The sequence below is a fragment of the Acinetobacter sp. genome (assembly GCF_036666595.1).
Classification (GTDB): Bacteria; Pseudomonadota; Gammaproteobacteria; order Pseudomonadales; family Moraxellaceae; genus Acinetobacter.
On record NZ_JAVWVO010000001.1, the window covers coordinates 403,767 to 428,353 of the forward strand.

A 24,587-nucleotide genomic window follows, 5' to 3' on the forward strand; every position below is an offset into this window, starting at 1 on the left:
TTTACTACATCCCGCTTATAGTACGGCAGTTGCCACTATTTTTTAAGTTCCTGTTTCATATAATTTCAAAATGACTCACAAGATGACGCTCATTCAAGCGCTATGCATTGCCCAAATACATCAATTTTGCGTCTTTTACAACCTTACTCGGTCTAACCGGATCAAGGCTCTTTAAATCAAGTTGAATCAAAAAAAGACGCTTGTAAAATCAATGTTTATTCGCGCTGCGCTTCATTCCATCACGAATTATCATAAAAAAAGCACCTTTGTTGAAAAGATGCTTTTTTAAAAACTCAACTTAAAAAGAGACCGTAAAAATCTAAAAGCGCTTATTTACTCTTTTGTAGACGTAAAGCATTTAAGACTACGGACAATGAGCTCAATGACATCGCCACCGCAGCGAACATTGGGGTGAGTAATAACCCTGTTAATGGATAGAAAATTCCTGCTGCCACAGGTACACCTAAACCGTTATACACAAAGGAAAAAGCAAGGTTTTGTTTCATATTATGCACACCCAGTTTCGCCATATGTAGCGCATCGGCTGCGCCACGAATATCACCTTTCACCAAGGTGACTTGTGCGGTTTGTTTAGCAATATCAGTTCCATTGCCCATGGCAATTCCGACATTGGCTTGTGCTAAGGCTGGTGCATCATTAATGCCATCTCCCGCCATCGCGACAATCTTACCTTGAGCCTGATATTTCTTCACAATGTCCAGTTTTTCTGTTGGTGTACAGTTACCATAGACTTGTTGAATACCCAATTCCTTAGCCACCAACTGGGCATTTTGTTCATGGTCACCTGTTGCCATGACCACTTCAATACCATCATCAATCAACTGTTGAATGACTTGATGAGCATTGACCTTAATCGCATCGTGAATAGCAATATAAGACAGCACTTCTTGGCTATTGCTTAAGAAACTGATCACATTGCCTGTCGCACGCTGCTGATTCAACTGGCTTTGCAAAGTATCATCTAAGGTGATGCCGAGTTGCTCAAGCAGCTTTTGGCTACCAATATAGAGGGTTTGCTCGCCAATCTGACCTTTGACACCAAAGCCAGTCACATCCTCAAAGTCTGCCACTTTCAGCAACTGTTGTGCAGGAACAATTTGAGTCAGAGTTTGAGCAATCGGGTGACTTGAATACTGCTCAATCGAGGCAATCCACTGTTCCACTTGCGTTTGTTCTACATGTGGGCTGAGCAACTGAATTTCTTTAAGACTCGGTTTACCTTCCGTCAGAGTCCCTGTTTTATCGACAATCAGGGTATTCACTTTACTTAAGGCTTCAATCGCTTCCGCATCTTTAAACAGTACCCCTTTTTGTGCCGCGCGCCCTGTCGTGGCCATCACGGACATTGGCGTCGCCAAACCCAGCGCACATGGGCAGGCAATAATCAGTACTGCTACCGCACACATCAGTGCCAAGTCAAATTGCGCACCACCAAACACCATCCAAGCGGCAAAGGTCAACACACTAATCAGTAACACCACAATCACAAAATACTTGGCAAACACATCGGCCAAACGTTGTAACGGTGCTTTTGAACGCTGTGCTTCTGCCACCGTTTGAATCATTTTCGCCAAAGTCGTATTCGCCCCAACCGCCGTAGTTTGAATACGGATACTGCCTTGTTGATTGACCGTACCGCCGATCACCGTGTCATGCACTTGTTTTTTCACAGGTACAGGTTCACCTGTCATCATGGCTTCATCGACATAGGTTTTGCCTTCCACCACCACACCATCTAGTGGAATCTGCTCACCCGACGAAATTTGTAAAATATCGCCTTGTTTGACCATGCCAATATCAACTTCTACCACTTGATCGTTTTGAACCAACTTGGCCGTGTTAGCTTGCAGTTTCAGTAAGGCTTTCAGTGAGTCTGCGGTCTTGGCACGCGCTTTCAGTTCCATGATTTGACCGAGCAAACTTAAAGACACGATCATACAAGCCGCCTCAAAGTACACGGCAACGCCGTGCCCAGTTTTGGCTTCCATTGGAATCACACTTGGGAAAATCGTTGCCACTACACTATAAATATAAGCTGCCAAGACCCCAACACCAATGAGGCTCCACATATTTAAGTTACGGGTTTTATATGAGGTCCAGCAACGCTCAATAAAAGGTTTACCTGCCCACAGCACCACTGGGGTCGCCAGCACTAGCTCAATCCACGGCTGAATATGCGGTGAAATAAAACTGTGAATATGTGAACCCATCGCCAGTACAAACACAATCAACGTCAGCGGCAAGGTCATCCAAAAGCGATGGCTAAAGTCCACCAACTCTGGGTTCGGTGCATCATCTAAAGTCGGTTGCATCGGTTCGAGTGCCATACCACAAATCGGACATGTCCCCGGTCCTTTTTGTACAATTTCAGGGTCCATCGGACAGGTATAGTCCATATCCGCAGCGCCTTCAGGCACAGGACGCTGATCGGGTGGAATCAGATAAAACTCAGGATCCCCTTTAAACTTATCTAGGCAGGAAGGATTACAGAAATAATAAGTCTGTTTTTGATAGTCAGTTTTTAACTCTGTATTTGGGTCAACCGACATGCCACAGACAGGGTCAATAAACTCAGTTGATCCAGATGGAGCACTATGTTCATGCTTTCCTCCCCCACAGCAACTACTTTTGGCAGCTTCTGCTTTCGGCTTGGGTGTACAGCAACTAGATTTGGTATCTGGTTCTATTTGCGGTTTGGGCGCACAACAGGCTACCTTTTTCTCGACCTCTTTCGGAGTTGAACCACAACAACCTGATGCTTTCACTGCCGAATTTGAAGAATCAGCCTTTACATAAGCCTCTGGCGTTGCAATAAACTTTTGCAAACATTTTTCACTACAAAAATAGTAGTCCTGCCCCTGCCACTCGGTATGCGGTTTACTTAAATCTTTTACGGTCATACCGCATACTGGATCAATAAATGTGGTCTTCTCTACATCTGACACAGGTTTTGATCCGCAACCACAACCTTTGGAAGTAACTACAGCACTTTCCTCTTTCGCCTGAGATGAAGCATCGCTTATATCTGTTTGGGATTGACTGCAACAAGCACTGGGCGCTTTTTCTGATGTTAAGTAAGCCTCTGGATTGGCCGAAAATTTCTTTAAACAGCCTGAGCAACAAAACAAATAACGAACTGATTGATGCTCATACACATGAGGAGAGTCCTCAGCCACCGTCATCCCACAGACAGGATCAATATTCACCACCATCGGCGCTAATTTCTGTTTAGAACAGCAAGACGTTTTGTGTTGCTCACTCATTCTGACTCACCTTTTATTTTTTGATTGTGTTAGCATAAAGTCTGTACCTAGGTACTGAGTCAAGCCTTTTGGAGATTATTTTATGCTCACTATCGGCAAGCTGGCAAAACACTGTCAGGTGAATGTGGAAACGATTCGTTATTATCAACGCATTGGTCTGATGCGCATTCCTGAAACCACACAAAACTATCGTTATTATAGTCAGCAAGATATTGAAACTTTAAGCTTTATTCAAAAAGGTAAAGATGCGGGCTTACAGCTCAGTGAAATTCAAGATCTACTACATTTACAACTGGATGATCGCGAAAAAGTCCGTGAAGTGATTCAGCAACGACTAGAAAAAATTGATCAACGGATTCAAGAGCTGAATGCATTAAAACAACGCCTTTCAAGTTGGGTGGTTGAATGTAAAACCACCACAGACAGTTGCTGCCCAATTTTGCAAGAACTGAAAAAAGGTTCAACGACTACGCCATAAACAGATGCCATCTTTTAACTTTGGCGCTCACTTTAACACTCACCTTTTCGATACTCAGGACTGCGTTCACCATGTCGATTGAACTTGCCCAACTCAGAAAACAGCTTCGCAAACAACGCAGACAAGTTTCCGCCTATCAACAGCAGCAGTCCGAACTGCAAATTTTACAGCGCCTAAGACCTGTGCCTGAATTCAAACATGCCACCCGTGTCGGGATCTACCTACATGCTTTTGGGGAAATTCAGACCCGTAAAATCATTGAATATTGTTTTCATCAAAAAAAGTCGGTGTATTTACCGATGATTTGCAATATGAACCAGCGCTTGGTGTGGGTCAAAATTTCACGTAATCAATTCCAAAATAAACGCTTTTCCCACCATCCGTTGGGTATGCAAGAGCCTATGGCAACACGTGGTCAGCACGTTTCACATTTAGACCTGCTACTCATGCCCTTATTGGCTTGTGATCCTTATGGCACACGCATTGGCATGGGCGGAGGTTTTTATGATAAAACCTTGGCTTCTGCACCCTATCACCGTCCATTTCGCCTTGGTTTGGCTCATCACTTCCAGTTGGTACCACAGCGCTTGATTCGAGAAACATGGGATCAACCTTTAGATGGACTACTTACCCCTCAACAACATTTACGCTTCAAGCGCTAAAATTGACATTTTTGACTGTTGAGAATACTTAAAAATCACATATTTAGTCATTTTTTATACAATTTATTTTGACCTGCCCTTGTATTTTTTAAAATACCCATCACTATAAAAAACATGGCAACACCGTTGTCACTCATTAGGAGTGCCCATGTCTGAAATTATTATGAATCAAGAAACCTTAGAGCCTCAGGTTCCAAGTGTATTACCACTTTTAGCGTTACGTGATGTGGTGGTGTATCCACACATGCAAATCGCGCTATTTGTAGGTCGTGAAAAATCGATCAATGCAGTTGATGTGGCTCGTAACAGTGACAATCTAGTATTTGTAGTTGCTCAAAAAGATTCTCTTTCAGAAGAAATTGATCACGACAACTTATATCAATACGGTACTGTCGCGAAGATTGTGCAAGTTGTGAATCATGAAAATGATGAAAACTGTATAAAAGTATTAATTGAAGGCTTGCATCGTTCAAAGCTAGAAAAAATCATTGATGAAAATGATTATCTAACCGCAGAACATGCGCTTAGCCCAATGTCAGTCCACATTGACGAAACAACGCAAGAAACACGTGTTCAAGAATTACGTGCCCTGTTTGCTCAATATGCTGAAGCAAAGCTGCGCAATGCACGTGAATTGATTGCTGCTGCGAATAAGATTGACGATTTACTCCAATTGTTATTCTTCGTAGCGACCCGTGTTCCACTGAATATTGATGTGAAGCAAAAATTCCTCGAGCACGATGAGTTTGAAGCACATCTACAAGAACTGATGACGTATTTATTGCAACAATCTGAAGAACAACAGATTGAGCAAACTTTACACGACTCAGTGAAACGCCAAATGGAGAAAAATCAACGCGAATACTTCCTCAATGAAAAGATGAAGGTCATTCAGCGTGAGCTTTCTGACATGAATGGCGGCGCGGAAGATGACGTTGCTGAAATTGAAAAACGTCTTGCTGAAGCGGATTTACCTGAACACGTACGTAAAAAAGCCGAAAGCGAATTCCGTAAACTCAAAGCAATGCAACCTGCATCAAGTGAAGCGGCTGTGGTGCGCAATTATATCGAGGCTATCTTAGATACGCCTTGGAATAAAGCCAGCAAAGTCAGCATTAACTTAAGCAAAGCGCAAGAAATTTTGGATACCGATCATTACGGCTTAGATGACGTGAAAGATCGTATCGTGGAATATTTAGCAGTTCAATCTCGCGTGAAAAAACTCAAAGGCCCAATCCTTTGTTTGGTTGGCCCTCCAGGTGTAGGTAAAACTTCACTCGGTGAATCGGTTGCCAAAGCAACAGGTCGTGAGTTTGTACGTATGGCACTCGGTGGCGTACGTGACGAAGCGGAAATCCGTGGTCACCGTCGTACTTATATCGGTGCGATGCCGGGTAAAATTGTGCAATCTTTAACGAAAGTTGGTGTGAAGAACCCATTGTTCTTGCTCGACGAAATCGACAAGATGGCACAAGACTACCGCGGCGACCCTGCTTCTGCATTGCTTGAAGTACTCGATCCATCACAGAACAGCAAGTTTAACGATCACTATTTAGATCTTGATCTGGACTTGTCTGAAGTGATGTTTATCTGTACTGCCAACAGCATGAATATTCCAGAAGCATTGCTTGACCGTATGGAAGTGATTCGTCTACCGGGTTATACCGAAGATGAAAAAGTCAATATTGCTGAGCGTTACCTTGTTCCGAAAGCAATCAAGAACAATGGCCTACGTGCGAAAGAATTGACTGTTCATGAAGAAGCCATTCGTGACATCGTACAACGTTATACACGTGAAGCCGGTGTGCGTAGCTTAGAACGTGAAGTCTCTAAAATTGCCCGTAAAGTGGTAAAAGAAGCGGTCAGCAAAAAGGCGAAAAACCTGCAAGTTGATGTGACTTCGGCCAATCTTCCAGACTACTTAGGTCCACATAAGTTTGACTTTGGTATGGCGGAAGATGAAGCCCAAGTGGGTCGTGTCAATGGTTTAGCATGGACTTCAGTCGGTGGTGAGTTGTTGACCATTGAAGTTGCAGCGGTCAAAGGTAAAGGTAAATTCATTACCACGGGTTCACTCGGTGATGTAATGAAAGAGTCGATTACCGCTGCTATGACTGTCGTGCGTACCCGTGCAGATGAATTGGGTATCGAGTCGACACGTTTCGAAGAAACCGATGTTCACGTCCACTTACCAGAAGGTGCAACACCGAAAGATGGCCCTTCTGCAGGTTTAGCGTTAACAACTGCATTGGTTTCTGCTTTCACAGGTATCCCAATTCGTCCAGATATTGCCATGACAGGTGAAACCAGTCTCGGTGGTCGTGCAATGCGCATTGGTGGCTTGAAAGAGAAACTACTGGCTGCACACCGTGGTGGAGTTAAGCTGGTCTTCATTCCTCAAGACAACGTCCGTGATTTATCCGAAATCCCTGATAATGTTAAAGAAGGTTTAGAGATTAAAGCGGTGAAATCGATTGATGAGATTTTACCACTGGCGTTGACCTCTATGCCTGAGCCTTTGGTCAAAGCGCCCATTGTGAAAGCGGTTGATGAAGGCAAAAAAGCTGCACGCCACTAATTCTGCATCTTTAATAAAAAAGAGAGCTTCGGCTCTCTTTTTTATTACAATTTACTGTAGATAACACCACACATCTTTATGCTTTTATTTCCTACAATAATTTGATCAAGGGATACATGTAGGACAACTAAAATGAAAAACCCGATTGGCTGGTTTGAAATTTATGTGGATGACTTATCTCGTGCCAAACAATTTTATGAATCTGTTTTTAATATTCAATTAACTGAATTAACTCCACCAGCGGATGATAATTCACTGCAAATGTGGGCTTTCCCCTCAGACATGCAAGCCTATGGCGCTTCAGGTGCACTGGTGAAAATGCTAGGCTTATCCGCAGGAGGAAACAGTACCTTAATCTATTTTTCATGTGATGATTGTGCGAATGAAGCGAGCCGACTTGTTGAGTCTGGTGGAAAAATTCATGAAGCAAAAACGGCCATTGGTGAATATGGTTTTATTGTGCTGGCCTTTGATAGCGAAGGAAATATGATTGGCCTACATTCCATGACATAAAACGGATGAAACCCCCAAATTTTTGCTTAGGTTGTTTGAATTTTTGTATTAAACCTTTCCACTATCATCCATCAGACTTGAAAAATCGATAAAAAGCCCGATATAAATAATAAGAACAGATACGCGCTGTATGTTTCTTTTTATTGATGATTTGAAATTGCATGGTCATCTGATTCTCCAGACGGATGACCTTTTATCGCAGTTCTCGCTACTTGGGAACTGCGTTTTTTATTGCTCAAAATACATTAAGGTTTCAATAAATGCTGTGCCAACCCATCGATCACATTCGCCATTTTGGTCAAATTCAGCGTCGCTAAGCGGTCTGCTTTGGTATGGTAGTGACCATTTCGATAAAATGCGGTATCGGTAATCATGACTGCGGGAATATCAAACTCCCAATAATTCAAATGATCTGAAAAATCAAAAGCATTGGCAAAGTTCGGAGCAACCAAACGCTGACATTCTAACTGATCAAGTTGCTGCATCGCTGCACAATATCCTGCGCCTAAGTCACGTGAGCTCACGTTACTCACTGTCGCAATAAAATTACCATGGCTTGGATAAATCCACTTTAAGCCAACAGGATAGCTTTGGATTGGTTGTTCGCTAAAGAACCCAATCATTTCTAAAATATACACACCTTTAATCTTATCTTTTTGTGACTGAACCGATTTCGCATGCACATAGCTGCCCATTTGTTCAGTTTTAGAAAACGGTGGTTCTTCTAAACTATAGAACACAAAGTCCACATTGTTGGGTAGTTTAGCCTTTTGCTCTGCCAAAATACGCGCCGTTTCAATCACGCCGGCAACACCAGAAGCATTGTCATCTGCACCATCTTGATCGCCAAAGACATCATAATGCGCCCCGACAATCACGCGGTCTGCACGCCCGACGTTTAAACTACACACTACATTTCGGTAGATTTGCTGATTGGCAGTAAAGTTTTGATAGTGACACGGAACGCCCAATAAGCGCATTTGTTCTTTGATCCATGCAGAGACACGGTTCAGTTCATCAAGGTTTTTATAGTTACGTGCTTTGCCCTGACCAATCACTTGCTCCAAATAAACTTGTAGGTTTTGTTCATCAGCCATTTTGACGTTGCTTGCAAATACCTGCCCTGTGAAAGTACCCAGTACAACAATCAACAAAAAAGCCTGTTTTTTTAAAGTTTTGAGCCACATTGTTATTATTCCAAGTATTTCTTATTCCTCTCATCTGTTGAATTAAGCAGCATTAGCTCAGTGAATTCAATTGCATTTTGTTTCGTCTCACTGCAAAGCCTTGCTTTCACCGTTATAATGAATCATCTCCTTATACATGACCCATTATGAAAATCCGTATTCTGACCATTGGTCAAAAAATGCCTGCATGGGTACTGACTGGTTTTGAAGATTATTTCAAACGTATTCAACCTTTTGTGCAAACGCAGATTATTGAACTGCCAATGGCAAAGCGCGGTAAAAATGATTCAGAAGCAGATATTTTAAAATACCGTCAAATTGAAGGTGATAGCATTTTAAATGCGATGAAAGGCAACGAAGTGTTGATTGCTTTAGAAGTCGGTGGTCGTGAGTTTAGCACCGAAAAACTGGCAGAAACCATGAAAGGCTGGATGCTGGAGGGCAATGATATTGTGCTTGCTATTGGTGGGCCTGACGGTCACTCTGAAACAGTACGCAAAGCAGCTGCTTGGCATTGGTCTTTATCCAAACTGACCTTACCACACCCGATGGTTCGCGTGATGCTGATTGAACAACTCTACCGTGCGATGAGTATTAACCACAATCATCCTTATCATCGTGCAGGTTAAGCTCAAGTATTGTTCTTTTTTTGGAACAATACGTTGATATTTCCCCCATTACACAGATGATAAGAATCTGACAAAATTCTTTTCATCTTCTCCTATTAGGCTTTCACAATGAACTTACAAACGCTACCCGGCTTATTCATTTCTCATGGCTCACCCATGCTTGCGTTGAATCCAGAGCAAGTTGGGCCTGCGTTACATCGTTTGGGCCTAAACTTACCGACACCACAAGCAATTGTGATTATGTCCGCTCATTGGGAAAGTAACTCACTTGAAGTAAGTACTGGAGTCCGTCCTGAGACATGGCATGACTTTCGAGGCTTTCCTGCTGAGCTTTATGACATTCGCTACCCAGCACCCGGTCAACCTGTTCTAGCTGAAGAAATTCTACATTTATTGGCAGAAGCGGGTTTTTCAGCTCATGCAAACAGTACTCGTCCGCGTGATCATGGCGTTTGGATGCCTTTACTCCATATGTATCCAGATGCAGACATCCCTGTGGTGGAAATTTCACTCCCGATGAATCTGTCGGCAGAGGAGATTTATAAAATTGGACAAACCCTTGCGCCACTACGCGAGCAGCAGGTCTTGCTCATTGGCTCAGGGAGTATTACCCATAACTTAGCCGAGTTGTCTTGGCATGGTCAGTCACAAGCGGTACCTGAGTGGGCATCGACGTTTCGTAATCATGTCGTCGCGAAACTTAGCCATCAGGACTTTGACGCCATTTTAGACTGGGAATCGATTCCTTTTGTCCGTCGTAACCACCCAACCTTAGAACACTTTGCCCCAATATTTTTTGCGATGGGTACAGGTCATCGTTTTAATATTGTACATAGCAGTTTTACCATGGGTGCACTGGGCATGGACATTTACCGCTTCGATTAATGTATAAATTTTACTTATATATTAACAAAAAAATATTTATGGATACATTTTGAAACCCAAAAGAACCGAATGTATTCATTCTTTTAAAAAGAACTTCGGATATCATATATCTTGTTATTTTAAATCAAGAACTTGTAACCCATGAAATTAAAATATTTAGCGATTGCCCTTTTCCCACTCGCACTGGCTGCTTGCCAATCATCTGATATTCAAAAAGTAGGAGATTTGGCTGTGTCTGTACTACAACAACAAAATGCAGATCAAACACTCGCAAACTACCATTGGAGCGCGAACACCGCAGATGCTCCTAAACCTTTGGTTTTAAACTTTGACAAAAAAACAGGCCGCTTAGGCATTGCAACCAGTTGTAACGGTATGGGTACCAGTTGGAAAGTTGAGAATAATCAAATCGTGACGGGTAACCTGATGGCGACTCAAATGGCATGTGAACCCAAAGCCATGGCTCAAGAAGGTGTCGCAGCAGATTTATTTGACAACCGTAAAGCACCGTTTGTTTTAAACCTAAATGATCCTGATGCACCAACACTGACCGTGGTATCGGCAAAAGGTGAAAAAATTGTATTCACGGGTAAACAAACCGCTGAATCGAAATATCAAAGCCAAGGTGAAACTGTTTTCTTAGAAATTTCACCAGAAACCAAAACATGTTCTACAGGTGTTGCCCGTATGGAATGCCTACAAGTTCGTGAAATTAAATATGCTGAAAATGGAGTAAAGACACAGGTCGATAAAGACTGGACTTTATTCTATAACCACATTGATGGTTTCACCCACAATCCGAAAGAGCGTCAAATCGTACGTGTTAAACGTTTTGAAATTGCCAACCCTGCGGCTGACCAATCAAAATATGCTTATGTTCAAGACATGATTATTGAACGTGAAGCGGTAAAAGGTTCATTGTAATCGTTCAATGACCTAGAAAAAAAACCGAGGCCTAAAGCCTCGGTTTTTTATTGGGATTTTTCTAAGTGTATATAAACTTAGAATACGCCTTGAGCAAGCATTGCATCTGCAACTTTTACAAAGCCTGCAATGTTGGCACCATTTACATAGTTCACAGTACCGTCTGCTTGTGTACCGTATTTCACACAGTTACGGTGAATTTCTTTCATGATCGCATGTAAGCGCTCATCGACTTCCTCAAAAGTCCAACCCAAACGCAAAGCATTTTGTGACATTTCTAAGCCAGAAGTCGCAACACCACCCGCGTTCGATGCTTTACCTGGTGCGTATAAAATTTTCGCTTCAACGAATTTTTCTACTGCATCTAAAGTAGAAGGCATGTTCGCTCCTTCAGCGACACAGATCACTCCATTTGCAAGAAGTACTTCAGCATCCGCCTGATCTAACTCATTTTGAGTTGCACATGGCAGTGCGATATCACATGGAATAGACCATGGACGCTGCCCTTCTAAGTATTCAAAGCCATGCTTAGAGGCAAACTCAGAAATACGACCACGCTTCACATTTTTCAGTTCCATCACTTCAGCAAGTAAAGCATCGGTAAAACCTGCTTTTACATATACCGTACCCGCAGAGTCAGACAATGACACGACTTTTGCACCTAGATACATTGCTTTTTCAGCAGCGTACTGTGCTACGTTACCAGAACCAGAAATCGTGACTGTTTTGCTCTGGAAGCAGTCGCCACGTGTTTTCAGCATTTCTTCAGCAAAATACACTGTGCCGTAGCCCGTTGCTTCAGGACGCGCCAAAGAACCACCAAAGGTTAAACCTTTACCCGTAAACACAGATGAAGTGTCATTACTCAGCTTCTTCATCATGCCAGCCATATAACCCACTTCACGGCCACCCACCCCAATATCACCCGCAGGGATATCTGTATTTGAACCCAGATGACGGTATAGCTCAATCATTAGCGCTTGGCAGAAACGCATAATTTCGCCTTCAGACTTCCCCTTAGGATCAAAGTCTGAACCGCCTTTACCACCACCCATTGGCAGTGTTGTTAACGCATTTTTAAAGGTTTGTTCAAAGCCTAAAAATTTTAGGATCGAGAGATTTACCGATGGGTGAAAACGCATACCACCTTTAAATGGACCAATCGCCGAGTTGTATTGAACACGGAAAGCACGGTTTACATGGGTTTGACCTTGATCATCCACCCATGAAACACGGAATTGAATCGCACGCTCTGGCTCAACCAAACGCTCTAGCAAACCGTGATCTGCATAACGAGGATTTTTTTCAATGAACGGCCAAAGGCTGGTCATGACTTCCTCTACCGCTTGTAGAAACTCGGGTTGATGTTCATCACGTGTTTTCACGTAATCTAAAAACTCATTAAGGCTGTTATATTTCAACGCTTAATCCTCAGCAGAAAATGGATCAAAATTGGTCAAATTTTATAAACAATGTTAATTTTTGGCGCAAACAATTAAATATCTTTTACCAACAATTCACAACACATTTCTATCAAAAAACATATTTATCATTTATATAACAATTATTTATATAAAATATACCTAGAATTTTTTATAAAAAAACACCAATGAAAACACAGGCTTAAAATCTTTTTTTGCTCAAAAATGATGCAGTTAATGAACCATTTTAGAACACAGGATTAATCAAAAAAAACATGGTAAAATTCAGTGATCTACCTATTTCTTCTAATATCTCTGCAAATTCATCTGCAGGATTGGTTTACGCATGAATTCGCACATTTCCCTGATCCAAAATATCGATGCTCTCCTTCCCCAAACCCAATGTGGACTCTGCGGACATCGTGATGGATGTCTGCCTTATGCCCAAGCCATCAGCGAAGGTGAAGCAGCCAATAAATGTGTACCTGGCGGGCAGCCTGTAGCCGATGCATTGGCTCAGTTGCTAAACCGGCCAGAATTAATTGCAGAAGAAAGTGTTTGGCCTATTCAAGCCGATGGTCGTCCACAGAGAATGAAAGCAATCATTCGTGAGGATGAATGCATTGGTTGTACCAAATGTATTAGTGCCTGTCCTGTAGATGCCATTATTGGCTCAGGTAAACTTATGCACAGTATTTTGACTGACCTATGTACAGGCTGTGAACTATGTATTCCGCCTTGTCCTGTCGACTGTATTGACCTTATTCCAGATGTAGACGGCATACCAACGGAAACCTTGCGTAAGGCGGAGCAAGATGATTTAAGACAACGCTATTACGCACATATTCAACGTGAAGAAAAACAGCGTCTACACCGTAAAGGTCCAGTGGTTCGTGCGGAAATTGATACGGCATTATTTGCCCAATTTTCAGCCCAAAATGATGCTGTGCCCGATATTCAGATTATTGAAAAAGAACTAGAAATGGCAGTAAAGCTTGATGCAAAATCCACCATTGAGCTGGCAAAATTACGCGTACAAATTAAAAAATTAGAAAAGCAACTCAGCGTTCGTGAAGATGCAAAAAAACGTCTGTTGTTGGATGACTTAACCCAACAGCTTCATCAGTTACAGGGAGCGTAAAGCATGCTAACGACAAGCGGAAAACCTGTAAAAAACATGACCAAAAAGCAAATTCAAATCTTTTTTGAACGTTTACGTGCACAACGCCCAAATCCCAAAACTGAATTAAATTATTCGAGTCCTTTTGAGCTGTTGGTGGCTGTGACCTTGTCTGCTCAGGCGACGGATGTGAGTGTCAACAAAGCCACCGATAAACTCTTTCCAGTTGCCAATACACCTGAAACTATTTATGCCTTAGGTGTAGATGGTTTAAAAACCTATATTAAAACCATAGGCTTATATAATGCGAAGGCCGAAAATGTCATTAAAGCCTGTAAAATACTGATTGAAAAACATAACAGTATCGTGCCAAACAACCGTGCCGATTTAGAAGCTTTGCCTGGTGTTGGGCGAAAAACTGCCAATGTGGTGCTGAATACTGCTTTTGGACAACCGACCATGGCGGTCGATACGCATATTTTTCGTTTAGGCAATCGTACGGGATTGGCTGTCGGCAAAAATGTGCTTGAAGTCGAACACCGTTTAGTGAAAGTCATACCGAAAGAATTTATTGTCGACTCGCATCACTGGCTGATTTTACATGGTCGATACTGCTGTATCGCACGTAAACCGAAATGTCATGAATGCATCGTCTCAGATGTGTGTAACTGGCCAGATCGTTTTGAATTTGGCGCAGCACGTATTTCCACAATTACCATAGAAACTGAACAGTAAAGTTCAGTTTTTTATTTTTGATTGGATTTATCTTTTAAATCTTGCTGCAATTTCGGATGCAACTGACGTTCTGGTTGCTTCTTCGACATTTTTTCTTGTTTACTGACATCGCGTAGCATTTTTACGCTGATATAAAACAAACCCACTAATACCGCCGCAGCAACAATAATTAAAACAATGATTCCAACTTGTGCCACACGCGACTCCATTTTAACAGGATCAAGAAAAAGAGCCCTAATATGACTTAGAGCTCTTTCAATGTCAAAACATTGCCATGTTTAAAACATGCAATTATTTGTCTTGATCAAGAATCGCAAACAAATCTGCTTGTACTTCGTCAATTGGACGTAAGCCATTCAGCTTGTCATAGGTTGGTGCATTTTCACCAGACGCTGCGCGACCTTGGTAGAAACCAACCAACTGTTCAGTTTCAGTGTGGTATGAACCTAAACGCTTACGAATCGTTGCTTCTTGGTCATCTGGACGTTGTACCAGTTCTTCACCAGTTTCGTCATCCTTACCTTCCACTTTAGGTGGGTTATAAACGATGTGATAAACACGACCCGATGCAGGGTGCTGACGACGACCAGAAAGACGTTGTACGATTTCTTCGTCAGGAACATCAATTTCAATCACGTGATCAATGTTGATGCCTTCATTTTCAAGCGCTTCGGCTTGAGGAATGGTACGTGGGAAACCATCAAAGATACAGCCATTTACACAGTCAGGTTGCGCAATACGTTCTTTCACTAAACCAATGATCAGTTCATCAGATACAAGACCACCATTGTCCATCACGCTTTTAGCTTGTAGACCGAGTTCAGTTCCTTCACGAATTGCAGCACGGAGCATATCACCGGTTGAAATTTGTGGGACATTGTAGCGCTTACAGATCAACTGAGCTTGTGTACCTTTACCTGCTCCAGGTGGTCCGAGTAAGATAATGCGCATAAAAAAACATCCTCATTTAAACAATATATTTGACGCTTTATACATGCCGACAAATTCGACATATTTTTAGCATCTAATTATAAGAAAGCTACAAACAAATGTATTGTACCCGCAATGAAGCCTGTTACCCCACCCAATAAAATCAAAATCCATTCGTCTTCCTGAAATGCAGGACGTAATAAGTTTTGAAACTCTTTCGGTGTTAGCTCACGAATACGGTCTCTAAACATTTGATAGATTTTCTGTGCACGGCTCGCATTGAACGCTGGGTCGCATACAGGCACCATCGTAATTTCAATTGAACGATCAATCAAGTCCGTCTTCAGTTTTGCGTATTCACGTGGACCTAAAGACAGTTGTAAAGATGTTCTCACCAATGGTGTTTCCATGATTTGATTGATATGACGTTTAACAATACGACGCGTCTTGTCTTTTTTATTGCCATACATCATTTCAGTCATGATGGATTTTAACGTAATCAGGTCTTCTGTGACTACACTTGCAAACACATCAGACACTTCTTCTTGGCGTTTCATGAAAGCGCCTTGCACATTATAAGTCCCAATGCGTGGAATCACAGGCTTAATCCATGGAAACTTACGATCTTTTGTTAATTCAGTCAGTTGCAAGTATCGAACATAGTGTGGCTCAATTGGATTAAACACCATCCAAATCGCAATCCAGTTGGTTAAGAAGCCCCATACCGCTGCCCAAAATGGGACCGTCCAATGCCATGGCACCACAAACCAAACAATCATTTGGAAGATACCAAAGAACATCCCAATGAGGGCACTAATATGCCAAATAAAGTTGATTTCTTTCTGACCCACTTTCAAGAACATACGCACCATCAGTCTGCGGTCACCTTCCATTTGGCTGACCACCATATCGCGCATATCCACAAGTGACTCGACGTTCATAGTCAGTTCGGTCACTAATTCTCTGAGCACAGCCGGAAGCTGTTTGTGTGCCTGTGCATAAATTCGACGCTTAATCGAATAAGGTAAGTTTTCCCAAAGTACGGCATTGCGGTCAATCATGACTTCATCAATCAGGTGCTCAAGTTCAAAACCAACTTGCTCACCAATGATTCGCGCCATATCCTCAGGATCCATTGCATCTAAAAATTCACGCAAAGAACCGAGTTTGGATAAAGTGTTATCGGTAATGATGCCTGAGATACGCCCCGCTTTTCTGGGCACAATGCCCTGCCAACCCACAGGCAAAGGTCCAATATGAAAACCCCAAAAAGTAATCGGGTAAAAGACCATTTTCAGGGCCATCCAAACGTGCGCCCAAGTCACAAAAGCAGTCACAGGAATAATGCTGAGTACAGCCCAAAAATCGGGTCGATTCAAAAAGGTTTGCCACAACTGATTGACGTACTCAAGCATGCATAACTTCCATATTTAATTTTATTAACTGAATTATATAGCGTTTTAAAAAAGATATTGTGTCTATAAACCGAAACTTAGAGTATAGGAAAATTGTAGTCTCGGTTCAGTTTCTGCAACCACGTAGCCCGATTTGGCTTCGAGTTTTTCCCCTGCACCAATCCCCACACTGAAAGTGCTGATTCGCTCAGGACTCAGTAACACATAAGCAAGATCTACACCACCACCAAGGCGAGATTCGTACTCGCCATCCACTTTCTTGCTGTCAATATGCCCCGCATAAACACCGAGATAATAACCATTTTTATCTTTACCAGTAAAATGAACTGGAAATCTAAAGCCCAGCTGACCACCTACAGGGTAATCATCATTGATAAATACCCCAGCTTTTGCATATGCAATGCCATAAGGATTCACCCATTCCAAATTGGTGTGCAGTAATTTCTGCGTTACACCAGCCCCTACATTCCATGTTTGAGCACTGCCAGCAGGAATTTTTGCATCTGGCAAAAAGGAATTATCTTGAGCGTAGGCTACGTTTGCACAGGCAACAAGTGCCAACACTGGATAAATTCTTGTCATTATTGTCACCATTATCCGTAATGTTATTTTAGTAATTGGTCCCTTTTTACAGGATTTTGACTGTAGCAGAATTTATAAAACACTTATATACAGCAATTTATATTTTTGATGTCTATAAAGTCAAAATTTAGGCAAAAATGAAAAGCAGAAGCCGCGATTACAAATATCAAAACAGTGTGACATGCGTTAGAATAGCGCGCAGGTATTTTCCTCTTTATCCATGTGTTTAAGTCGATTTGGTATGAAACAGCACTTTCCTTTAAAAAATGTCCAACAAGAAAAGCGCATTTTTCGAAATCGTACCTTTATTTCCATGGGTATTGTGGTTTTCTTCTTGCTGATTTTAGTCACTCGCTATGCCTATTTGCAGCTGGTGCAATTTGACGAGTTTTCAACTGCATCCGATCAAAACCGTATCCGCCTACAACCTTTAGCCCCTGCGCGGGGTTATATTTATGACCGCAATGGCGTGCTGCTGGCAGATAACTATCCTGTCTTTACCGCGACGATGAGTCGAGCGGATGTGACGGATATTGATGCCACGATTGAACGTTTAACGCCAATCTTAGAACTCACCCCTGATGATATTGAGCGCTTTAACAGTCGTATTAAAGCCTCACGTAAAACTGAACGCGTTTCCATTAAACTTAATCTCAATGAAAACGATATTGCTCGCTTTAGCGAAGTTAAATATCAATTCCCTGGGGTTAATATCGAAACCCAGATGACGCGCTACTATCCACATGGTGAACTGTTTGCCCATGTGATTGGTTATGTGGGTCGAATTAACGATAAAGAATTAAAAAGCATCAATAAAGATTTGTATGCGGGCACTAACCTGATTGGTAAAATTGGGGTAGAAAACTCCTATGAAGATTTGCTGCATGGTGTGCCAGGAAATGAGTCTGTCGAAGCTGATGCGCACGGTAACGTGTTGCGCCATTTAGGTCGCAAGGAACCCGTTCGTGGTAATGACTTATATCTTTCACTAGATTATGGCTTGCAGACGGTTGCCTCAGAGCAGCTTGCAGGTCGTCGTGGTGCAATCGTGGCGATGGATCCACGTACAGGTGAAATTCTTGCCTTGGTCTCAAGTCCAAGTTTTAACCCTAACCTGTTTGTCACCGGCATTAGTCATACAGACTATAGTGGTTTACGCGATAACCTCGATCAACCGCTATATAATCGTGCTGTGCAAGGCGCTTATCCGCCCGGCTCGACCATTAAACCAATGTTTGGTTTAGGTGGCATTCATTATGGCTTAATTGATTGGGGCACGGCCATTTCCGATCACGGCTATTTCACCCTTCCGGGCGATTCGCATAAATTCCGTGACTGGAAAAAATCAGGCCACGGCGTAGTCAACTTGCATAAATCTCAAGTGGTCTCTTGTGATACCTTCTTCTACATTCTGTCGTTCCGTATGGGCATTGAAAAAATGAACACATGGATGCGGCAGTTTGGCTTTGGTGAAAAAACTGGCGTGGATTTACCAAGTGAAAGTACAGGCCTTTACCCGAACCCTGAATGGAAAATGCGTACCCGAGATGCCAAATGGCTCAAAGGTGAAACCATTTCAGTGAGTATTGGACAAGGTGCTTTTACTGCAACACCGCTGCAATTGGCCATGGCAACCGCCATTACCGCTAACCATGGTTCACATGTGATTCCGCATGTTTTACAAACCAGTAAAGGTGCGAAACCACATAAAGACTTAAATGCGCCTGATGGTAGAATCCAGTTCAATGGCACAGATCAAGACTGGATACAAATGCGTGATGCCATGGTCGATGTCATTGAAACAGGGACTGGACGTGGTATTCGCACGCCAATGTATAAAATTGCAGGTAAAACTGGTACGGCACAGGTCAAAAGTATTGCTCAAGGTAAGCGCTACAATGAAGCCCTATTGACCGAACGTCAGTTAGACCACGGTTTATTCGTGGGCTTTGCACCTGCGGAAAACCCTGAAATTGCGATTGCAGTAGTGTGGGAAAATGGTCGTCATGGTGGTTCTGCGGCACAGCTGGCTCGTCCGATCTTAGACTACTGGCTACTCACTCGTCATAAAAACCCAATTCGTCCACAAAACCATCAAATTAGTGGTGGTTTGATGACGGCGGGGATTAAACCGGGTGAATTACCAAGTGGTAGCACTCCACCAGCGATCACAACTGGGACAAGTGCAGCAGCACCGACCAGTACTCCAAATACAGCACCCGCATCAACGGCGGCAAATACAAGCCATTCAGCTACACCGTCTTCTGCACCTGTGGAGTCAGACTAACTATGAAAAATCAACTCCGCATCATTGGAGGGGACTGGAAACGTCGTCAACTGCCTTTTGCCAGTATTGAAGGTTTACGCCCTACGCCTGATCGCGTACGTGAGACTTTGTTTAATTGGCTCATGTGGGATGTGCAAAATAGTAATGTTTTGGATATTTGTGCAGGTTCGGGTGCGTTGGCATTTGAAGCCTTATCACGTGGTGCATCAAAAGTAGTGATGATTGAACCTGACCGCAGTCAAGCACAGTTTTTAACGCAAAACTTGGAACTCCTTAAAGTACCTAAGTCCCGTGCCCAGTTAAAAGTAGCGACTGCACAGCAAACATTACCCACCTTAAAAGAACAGTTTGATTTGGTCTTTTTAGACCCGCCGTATAGCCTAGAGCTATGGGAAGAATTGGCCCTCTTGGCTGATCCTCTGATTCAAAATAATGGCTATATTTATGTGGAAGCCGACCGAGATTTGAATCAGTTAAAACTTCCAACGTCGTGGGTGCAAATAAAGAGTACCAAAGCTGGGACTGTTCGCGCGAGCTTATATCAAAAGAAAGTGGCGGTTTGTCCATAATTAGGACTTTACGCTCTTTTGAATGACTTTATCAGGCTGCCTTAGCACATATTAGTGTGGTTCTGAGCTACGCTATGCATGAAGATCAATATACATATTCAAAATCAAGCTAAAGCTTCAGTCATTTTTCACGCCTAAAAACTATGTACACCAAACGAAAAATCGTACACTCGCTAAAATTTTAAATATATCGCATATGACTTGGTTGATCTTTATCTTAGGTGCAATGGTGGCGGGTTTTGTACAGGGGCTCACAGGCTTTGCATTTGCCTTAATCGCCATGTCATTTTGGGTCTGGATCTTGGCACCTCAGCTCGCAGCGCCCTTGGTGGTTTTTGCCTCGGTCTGGAGTCACCTAATTTCCTTAAAGTCAGAATCTGCCTTTCAACTTGATAAAAGCCTCGTTGCACCTTATATCCTTGCAGGTCTAATTGGCGTTCCATTGGGAACCTATCTGTTAGACATCATTCAAGCATCTACCTTTAAACTGGTTCTAGGGATTTTTTTGATTCTTTGGTGTCCATTGATGCTACTTAATCTCCAGATTCGCTTCATTCAAAACTCTGGAAAATACGCCGATAGCAGTATTGGTTTTCTTGGGGGTGTATTGGGTGGGTTAGGAGGCTTTTGTGGCTCACTGCCTTCAGCTTGGGTCATGTTAAAAAACCTTCCTAAAGAGCAACAGCGCTCAATTTTAAGGCATTTTAATTTCGCCATTCAGCTATTCACCCTGCTCACCTATCTGCTCCGCGGAAATTTAAACTTGCAACATTTACCCTATATGGGCATCTTACTTTTGAGTGTGAGCCTACCGGCCATGCTCGGCGCGCAATTGTTTTATAAAATTTCTGAGCGGCAGTTCAAACATACGGTACTGGGTTTATTGTTTAGTTCAGGCTGTTTTCTATGTATCAGCTATCGCTTTCTGTAGTGCTATAAAACCTGACTCTGAACTTTGGCAATGGCTTGGGTCAGCAATTGTGTGTTTTGTGTCAAAATAGGCTTATCTTTAAACAACTTGGCACTACTGGACTTCCTCCAAGTTCAAAAATCTTTATACAATTGGCGCACCTTCAAACCCACCGCTCACCATATATGAAACTGCCTCTTGCACTACTGAGTCTTTGCTTTATCAGTGCTTGCTCCATAAGCTCATCCAAAGAAATAAAACAAGCCGAAAAACTTCTCCAATCTTTTGACTGTCAAAATATAGAGCGCGATCAGGCCGACCACAGCAGCATGACCAGTTATCATGAACAAGTGCTTGCCAGCAGTAAACAAAAAGCTCAAGCCTATGTAGAAAGCTATCAACAGGGCGATCAAATTTTTGACCTGCCACTGCCTGAAGTGATTGAAACACAGCTACAAAGTTATACAGCCGCATGCCAATCGCTAGGTGGGGTTTTACCCAATCCTCAGCAGAGCCCTTAAAATACGGTTAACAATAAAAAAAGACAGCTCGAAAGCTGTCTTTTTTAATTTCATATGACTTAAATTTGAAGTTAAGACACAGTTGAGTCGTTGTGATAGCGAGTATCGACACTGAAATCTTGAGGAAATTTAGCAGAAATTTGCGCATAAAATGCCATAATTTCAGCCATATCTTTTTCATAGTCACCAGTAGGGTAAATAATTTTACCCACTCCAGTTTTTTTCTTCGCATAATCCATATAGGCCAGCGCAATCGGAACACCTGCGCTGACTGCAACATGGTAAAAACCTGTTTTCCACTGTTCCTGCTTAGCACGTGTCCCTTCAGGGGTGACCAACATAACCAACTTAGGGTGTTCTTTAAAAAGATCACTCATGAGTTGTACCATACTTGGACGTGGTTCACCTTCATGCTTTGGACGACGGTCAATACCTATCCCGCCCATTGCACGAACAAATGGCCCAAATGGCAGTTTCATATAGCTGTCTTTAATAGTGATACGGACATGCACACCTAAGGCTTTTAATGCCAAACGCGCGTACAACGCATCCCAATTGCTGGTATGTGGCGCTGCAATCATCACACATTGATCGATATTCAAATCCCAATGATTATCAATCTGCCACCCCATTAAGGCTAAACTTTGTTCTGCAAGCTTTTCGAACACAAAAAATACCACATTACTGAAAATCCGCGCCGATTCTAGCAATGCTGCTGATCAAATACACGGCGAGACGATCAATAAAACAACAATTAATCTATAAACGTATATTTTATTTAATTCCAAATATTTCAAGAAAAAACAGAACCTTTGAGATTAAACACAAAAATACGTGAATAGTATTCTTTATTGAAGATACAGACGCACTCACAGATCTTCACAGTTTCGTCTCCAGCACTACTGTAATGTAAAACTAAACATTGAATAATATCGGGTGCTGTATATGCAAAAGACTTTTTTAGCACTATGCCTATCTTTCACCATGTTAGCCGCATGCTCAAAACCGAATGAAAACAATCCACCCCCAGATCACAACGTCACGGCATCTATGGACGACAGTGCCAGCGCAACCGTGTTAGATACATCAGACACAGCAAATGCCTTAGATTGGGTAGGTACATATCAAGGGATTCTGCCCTGTCACGATTGTTCTGGGATCGACACTGAACTTGAACTGACCTTAGATCGTCATTTCGTGTTGAAACAAAAATTTTTAGGCAAATCGAATAATAATTATGTCAATGAAGTGAAAGGCTCATTTCAATTTTTGAATGGCTCTGATCAACTGATACAGCTCGACTCATCAGGTGATAGCCGTATTTATTATATTGGTGCGCAATTTATTGAAATGCGTGGCGATAAAGGCCAAGTGCTGGATCAACCTGAGTTCAACTTTAAACTCACCAAATCCCTAGAATAAAATTCTCACAACATGATGCATGATTTAAATTGCGTATTTATAGGTTACAGCATGAACTCCCCAAGCATCAAAAAAGGTAGCCAAATTACTTCAGCTACCTTTTTTCATAATTTACTGCTTTTGCGTCTGCATTTGTTTAATGATTTCGCTAAAATCAAAGGTTGCAGCTTTTTGTACAGGTGGGTAGTCCATCAATGATTTGATGTGTGAACCAAGCAATTTCTGCAATGGTTCATTGATCCATTGTTTGGTTTGAAGAATATCTGAACGATCTCTCACACTATCAAAAGACTCAAATGGATCCTGACGAAGGTTGTACATCACTGGAAATTTTTGCTTTTGATACTGGTCGTAATAATTTTCACTGGTTTCAAAGTGAACTTTCCATTGGTTAATACGAACTGCACGTACGGTTGACTCATGATAGTACAAGAAATTATTACGCTTACTTTCTGTAGTCTTACCCGTCCAATAATCAAGATTATTCACACCATCAATAATTTGCTTACGATTGGTTTTCATCTCCTCTACAACATTTTTATTCCCTGCGACATTCGCCAAAGTTGTAAACAGATCCATATGCGACTGAATGCCGTGTTTCACTTGTCCTGCAGGAATATGTCCCGGCCATCGCACCATCATTGGAACACGGACTCCCCCTTCATAGGTCGTCATTTTTTCACCACGAAACGGTGTCGTTCCACCATGATTTTTGGCACTGTGTTCAGGGCCATTGTCGGTGGTATAAACAATGATGGTGTTATCCAATACACCCATCTTCTTCATATCATCCAACAATGCACCGACTTGCATATCGTGCTCAATCATACCGCTGCCGTATAAATCGTCTTCTGAAGTAGCTTTCGCCGCCAAATAACGATGTGAGTCACGTAAATGGGTAAACATATGCATACGACTTGGGTTCAACCAAACGAAAAACGGTTTATCTGCTTTCTTGCTGCGCTTCATAAAATCGACACTGGCTGCAATAAACTCATCATCTACCGTTTCCATACGCTTACGGGTTAAAGGACCTGAGTCTTTACACTTTTGTTGACCCATTACGCCAAAGCGCGGATCTACAGTTTCATCGTCATCATTAGACGAATAGCAATGCAATACACCACGCGTTCCATATTGCTTCTGAAACTCAGGATCTTTTGGATAATCATACTGTTCCGAATCTTCTTCCGTATTTAAATGATATAAATTACCGAAAAACTCATCAAAACCGTGTACCGTCGGTAAACTATCGTTGCGATCACCTAAATGGTTTTTACCAAACTGACCATTCATATAACCCAGCGGTTTGAGCACTTCTGCCAAAGTCGGCGTTGCAGCTTTAATCCCTAAAGGTGAACCTGGGCGGCCCACAGTGGTCATACCTGAACGAATTGGATACTGACCTGTAATAAATGCTGCACGCCCAGCAGTCGAACTTGGCTGCGCATAATGGTCAGTAAACATGATGCCTTCTTTAGCAATACGGTCACAATATTTGGCGTGTTATATCCCATCACACCATGACTATAAAC

23 protein-coding genes are annotated in these 24,587 nt (G+C 42.3%); 14 read left to right on the forward strand and 9 right to left on the reverse strand.

All coding sequences use genetic code 11. The features are described from left to right. Positions 1-329: 329 nt before the first annotated feature. A complete protein-coding gene (locus tag RR876_RS01925) occupies positions 330-3,284 on the reverse strand; it encodes a heavy metal translocating P-type ATPase (protein WP_332477508.1) in 2,955 nt (984 codons plus the stop codon). 82 nt (positions 3,285-3,366) lie between these two features. Between RR876_RS01925 and RR876_RS01930 the strand changes: the two genes are divergently transcribed. The 4 genes from RR876_RS01930 to RR876_RS01945 all read left to right on the forward strand — a co-directional run bounded on the left by RR876_RS01930 (position 3,367) and on the right by RR876_RS01945 (position 7,515). Further along, positions 3,367-3,762 carry a MerR family transcriptional regulator gene (locus RR876_RS01930; RefSeq protein WP_332477507.1) on the forward strand — a complete coding sequence of 132 codons (396 nt, stop codon included), beginning with the start codon at positions 3,367-3,369 and terminating at the stop codon, positions 3,760-3,762. Positions 3,763-3,833: 71 nt separating this feature from the next. Then, positions 3,834-4,424 (forward strand): 5-formyltetrahydrofolate cyclo-ligase, encoded by a 591-nt coding sequence (locus RR876_RS01935; protein WP_332477506.1) that lies wholly within the window; start codon positions 3,834-3,836, stop codon positions 4,422-4,424. A gap of 148 nt (positions 4,425-4,572) precedes the next feature. Continuing rightward, positions 4,573-7,002 carry an endopeptidase La gene (gene lon / locus RR876_RS01940; RefSeq protein ID WP_332477505.1) on the forward strand — a complete coding sequence of 810 codons (2,430 nt, stop codon included), beginning with the start codon at positions 4,573-4,575 and terminating at the stop codon, positions 7,000-7,002. Positions 7,003-7,134: 132 nt separating this feature from the next. Beyond that, the gene (locus RR876_RS01945) at positions 7,135-7,515 is read left to right on the forward strand and encodes a VOC family protein (RefSeq protein ID WP_332477504.1); all 381 of its coding nucleotides are present in this window, start codon (positions 7,135-7,137) and stop codon (positions 7,513-7,515) included. 245 nt (positions 7,516-7,760) lie between these two features. On the opposite strand, the gene RR876_RS01950 is transcribed toward RR876_RS01945, so the two are convergent. Continuing rightward, positions 7,761-8,702, reverse strand: coding sequence for a M20/M25/M40 family metallo-hydrolase (locus RR876_RS01950; protein ID WP_332477503.1), 942 nt, complete (start codon positions 8,700-8,702; stop codon positions 7,761-7,763). Between the two features lie 146 nt (positions 8,703-8,848). Between RR876_RS01950 and rlmH the strand changes: the two genes are divergently transcribed. The 3 genes from rlmH to RR876_RS01965 all read left to right on the forward strand — a co-directional run bounded on the left by rlmH (position 8,849) and on the right by RR876_RS01965 (position 11,140). Next, positions 8,849-9,331 (forward strand): 23S rRNA (pseudouridine(1915)-N(3))-methyltransferase RlmH, encoded by a 483-nt coding sequence (gene rlmH, locus RR876_RS01955; RefSeq protein ID WP_332477502.1) that lies wholly within the window; start codon positions 8,849-8,851, stop codon positions 9,329-9,331. 108 nt (positions 9,332-9,439) lie between these two features. Beyond that, on the forward strand, positions 9,440-10,216 hold the full coding sequence (locus tag RR876_RS01960) for a class III extradiol ring-cleavage dioxygenase (protein ID WP_005399833.1): 777 nt from the start codon (positions 9,440-9,442) through the stop codon (positions 10,214-10,216). A gap of 141 nt (positions 10,217-10,357) precedes the next feature. Continuing rightward, a complete protein-coding gene (locus RR876_RS01965; RefSeq protein ID WP_332477501.1) occupies positions 10,358-11,140 on the forward strand; it encodes a DUF4377 domain-containing protein in 783 nt (260 codons plus the stop codon). 77 nt (positions 11,141-11,217) lie between these two features. Here RR876_RS01965 and gdhA read toward each other — a convergent pair whose 3' ends face one another. Further along, positions 11,218-12,561: an NADP-specific glutamate dehydrogenase gene (gdhA, locus tag RR876_RS01970; RefSeq protein ID WP_332477500.1), complete on the reverse strand. Its 1,344-nt coding sequence runs from the start codon at positions 12,559-12,561 to the stop codon at positions 11,218-11,220. A gap of 346 nt (positions 12,562-12,907) precedes the next feature. Between gdhA and RR876_RS01975 the strand changes: the two genes are divergently transcribed. Further along, entirely contained in the window at positions 12,908-13,702 is a 795-nt protein-coding gene (locus RR876_RS01975; RefSeq protein ID WP_332477499.1) for an RnfABCDGE type electron transport complex subunit B, read from the forward strand. A 3-nt stretch (positions 13,703-13,705) separates the two neighbouring features. Next, positions 13,706-14,416, forward strand: coding sequence for an endonuclease III (gene nth, locus RR876_RS01980; protein ID WP_332477498.1), 711 nt, complete (start codon positions 13,706-13,708; stop codon positions 14,414-14,416). Positions 14,417-14,427: 11 nt separating this feature from the next. On the opposite strand, the gene RR876_RS01985 is transcribed toward nth, so the two are convergent. From RR876_RS01985 to RR876_RS02000, 4 genes are all read right to left on the reverse strand, one after another. Next, positions 14,428-14,625, reverse strand: coding sequence for a hypothetical protein (locus tag RR876_RS01985; protein ID WP_332477497.1), 198 nt, complete (start codon positions 14,623-14,625; stop codon positions 14,428-14,430). Positions 14,626-14,707: 82 nt separating this feature from the next. After that, on the reverse strand, positions 14,708-15,367 hold the full coding sequence (gene adk / locus RR876_RS01990) for an adenylate kinase (protein ID WP_004980915.1): 660 nt from the start codon (positions 15,365-15,367) through the stop codon (positions 14,708-14,710). 77 nt (positions 15,368-15,444) lie between these two features. After that, complete coding sequence (locus tag RR876_RS01995; protein WP_332477496.1) at positions 15,445-16,761, reverse strand: hypothetical protein; 1,317 nt, start codon at positions 16,759-16,761, stop codon at positions 15,445-15,447. A gap of 63 nt (positions 16,762-16,824) precedes the next feature. Beyond that, positions 16,825-17,343 carry a hypothetical protein gene (locus RR876_RS02000; RefSeq protein WP_004980918.1) on the reverse strand — a complete coding sequence of 173 codons (519 nt, stop codon included), beginning with the start codon at positions 17,341-17,343 and terminating at the stop codon, positions 16,825-16,827. Positions 17,344-17,584: 241 nt separating this feature from the next. Here RR876_RS02000 and mrdA point away from each other — a divergent pair, with 241 nt between their 5' ends. From mrdA to RR876_RS02020, 4 genes are all read left to right on the forward strand, one after another. Next, positions 17,585-19,630, forward strand: a complete 2,046-nt coding sequence (gene mrdA / locus RR876_RS02005; RefSeq protein ID WP_332477495.1) for a penicillin-binding protein 2 — start codon at positions 17,585-17,587, stop codon at positions 19,628-19,630. A gap of 2 nt (positions 19,631-19,632) precedes the next feature. Continuing rightward, positions 19,633-20,199: a 16S rRNA (guanine(966)-N(2))-methyltransferase RsmD gene (gene rsmD / locus RR876_RS02010; RefSeq protein WP_332477494.1), complete on the forward strand. Its 567-nt coding sequence runs from the start codon at positions 19,633-19,635 to the stop codon at positions 20,197-20,199. A 196-nt stretch (positions 20,200-20,395) separates the two neighbouring features. Next, complete coding sequence (locus RR876_RS02015) at positions 20,396-21,130, forward strand: sulfite exporter TauE/SafE family protein (RefSeq protein ID WP_332477493.1); 735 nt, start codon at positions 20,396-20,398, stop codon at positions 21,128-21,130. Positions 21,131-21,294: 164 nt separating this feature from the next. Then, on the forward strand, positions 21,295-21,630 hold the full coding sequence (locus RR876_RS02020) for a hypothetical protein (protein ID WP_332477492.1): 336 nt from the start codon (positions 21,295-21,297) through the stop codon (positions 21,628-21,630). Between the two features lie 71 nt (positions 21,631-21,701). Here RR876_RS02020 and RR876_RS02025 read toward each other — a convergent pair whose 3' ends face one another. Next, complete coding sequence (locus tag RR876_RS02025) at positions 21,702-22,298, reverse strand: 1-acyl-sn-glycerol-3-phosphate acyltransferase (protein WP_010326291.1); 597 nt, start codon at positions 22,296-22,298, stop codon at positions 21,702-21,704. 277 nt (positions 22,299-22,575) lie between these two features. Here RR876_RS02025 and RR876_RS02030 point away from each other — a divergent pair, with 277 nt between their 5' ends. Continuing rightward, positions 22,576-23,052, forward strand: coding sequence for a copper resistance protein NlpE (locus RR876_RS02030; protein ID WP_332477491.1), 477 nt, complete (start codon positions 22,576-22,578; stop codon positions 23,050-23,052). Positions 23,053-23,163: 111 nt separating this feature from the next. On the opposite strand, the gene RR876_RS02035 is transcribed toward RR876_RS02030, so the two are convergent. Beyond that, positions 23,164-24,519, reverse strand: coding sequence for an arylsulfatase (locus RR876_RS02035; RefSeq protein WP_332477490.1), 1,356 nt, complete (start codon positions 24,517-24,519; stop codon positions 23,164-23,166). Positions 24,520-24,587 lie beyond the last annotated feature (68 nt).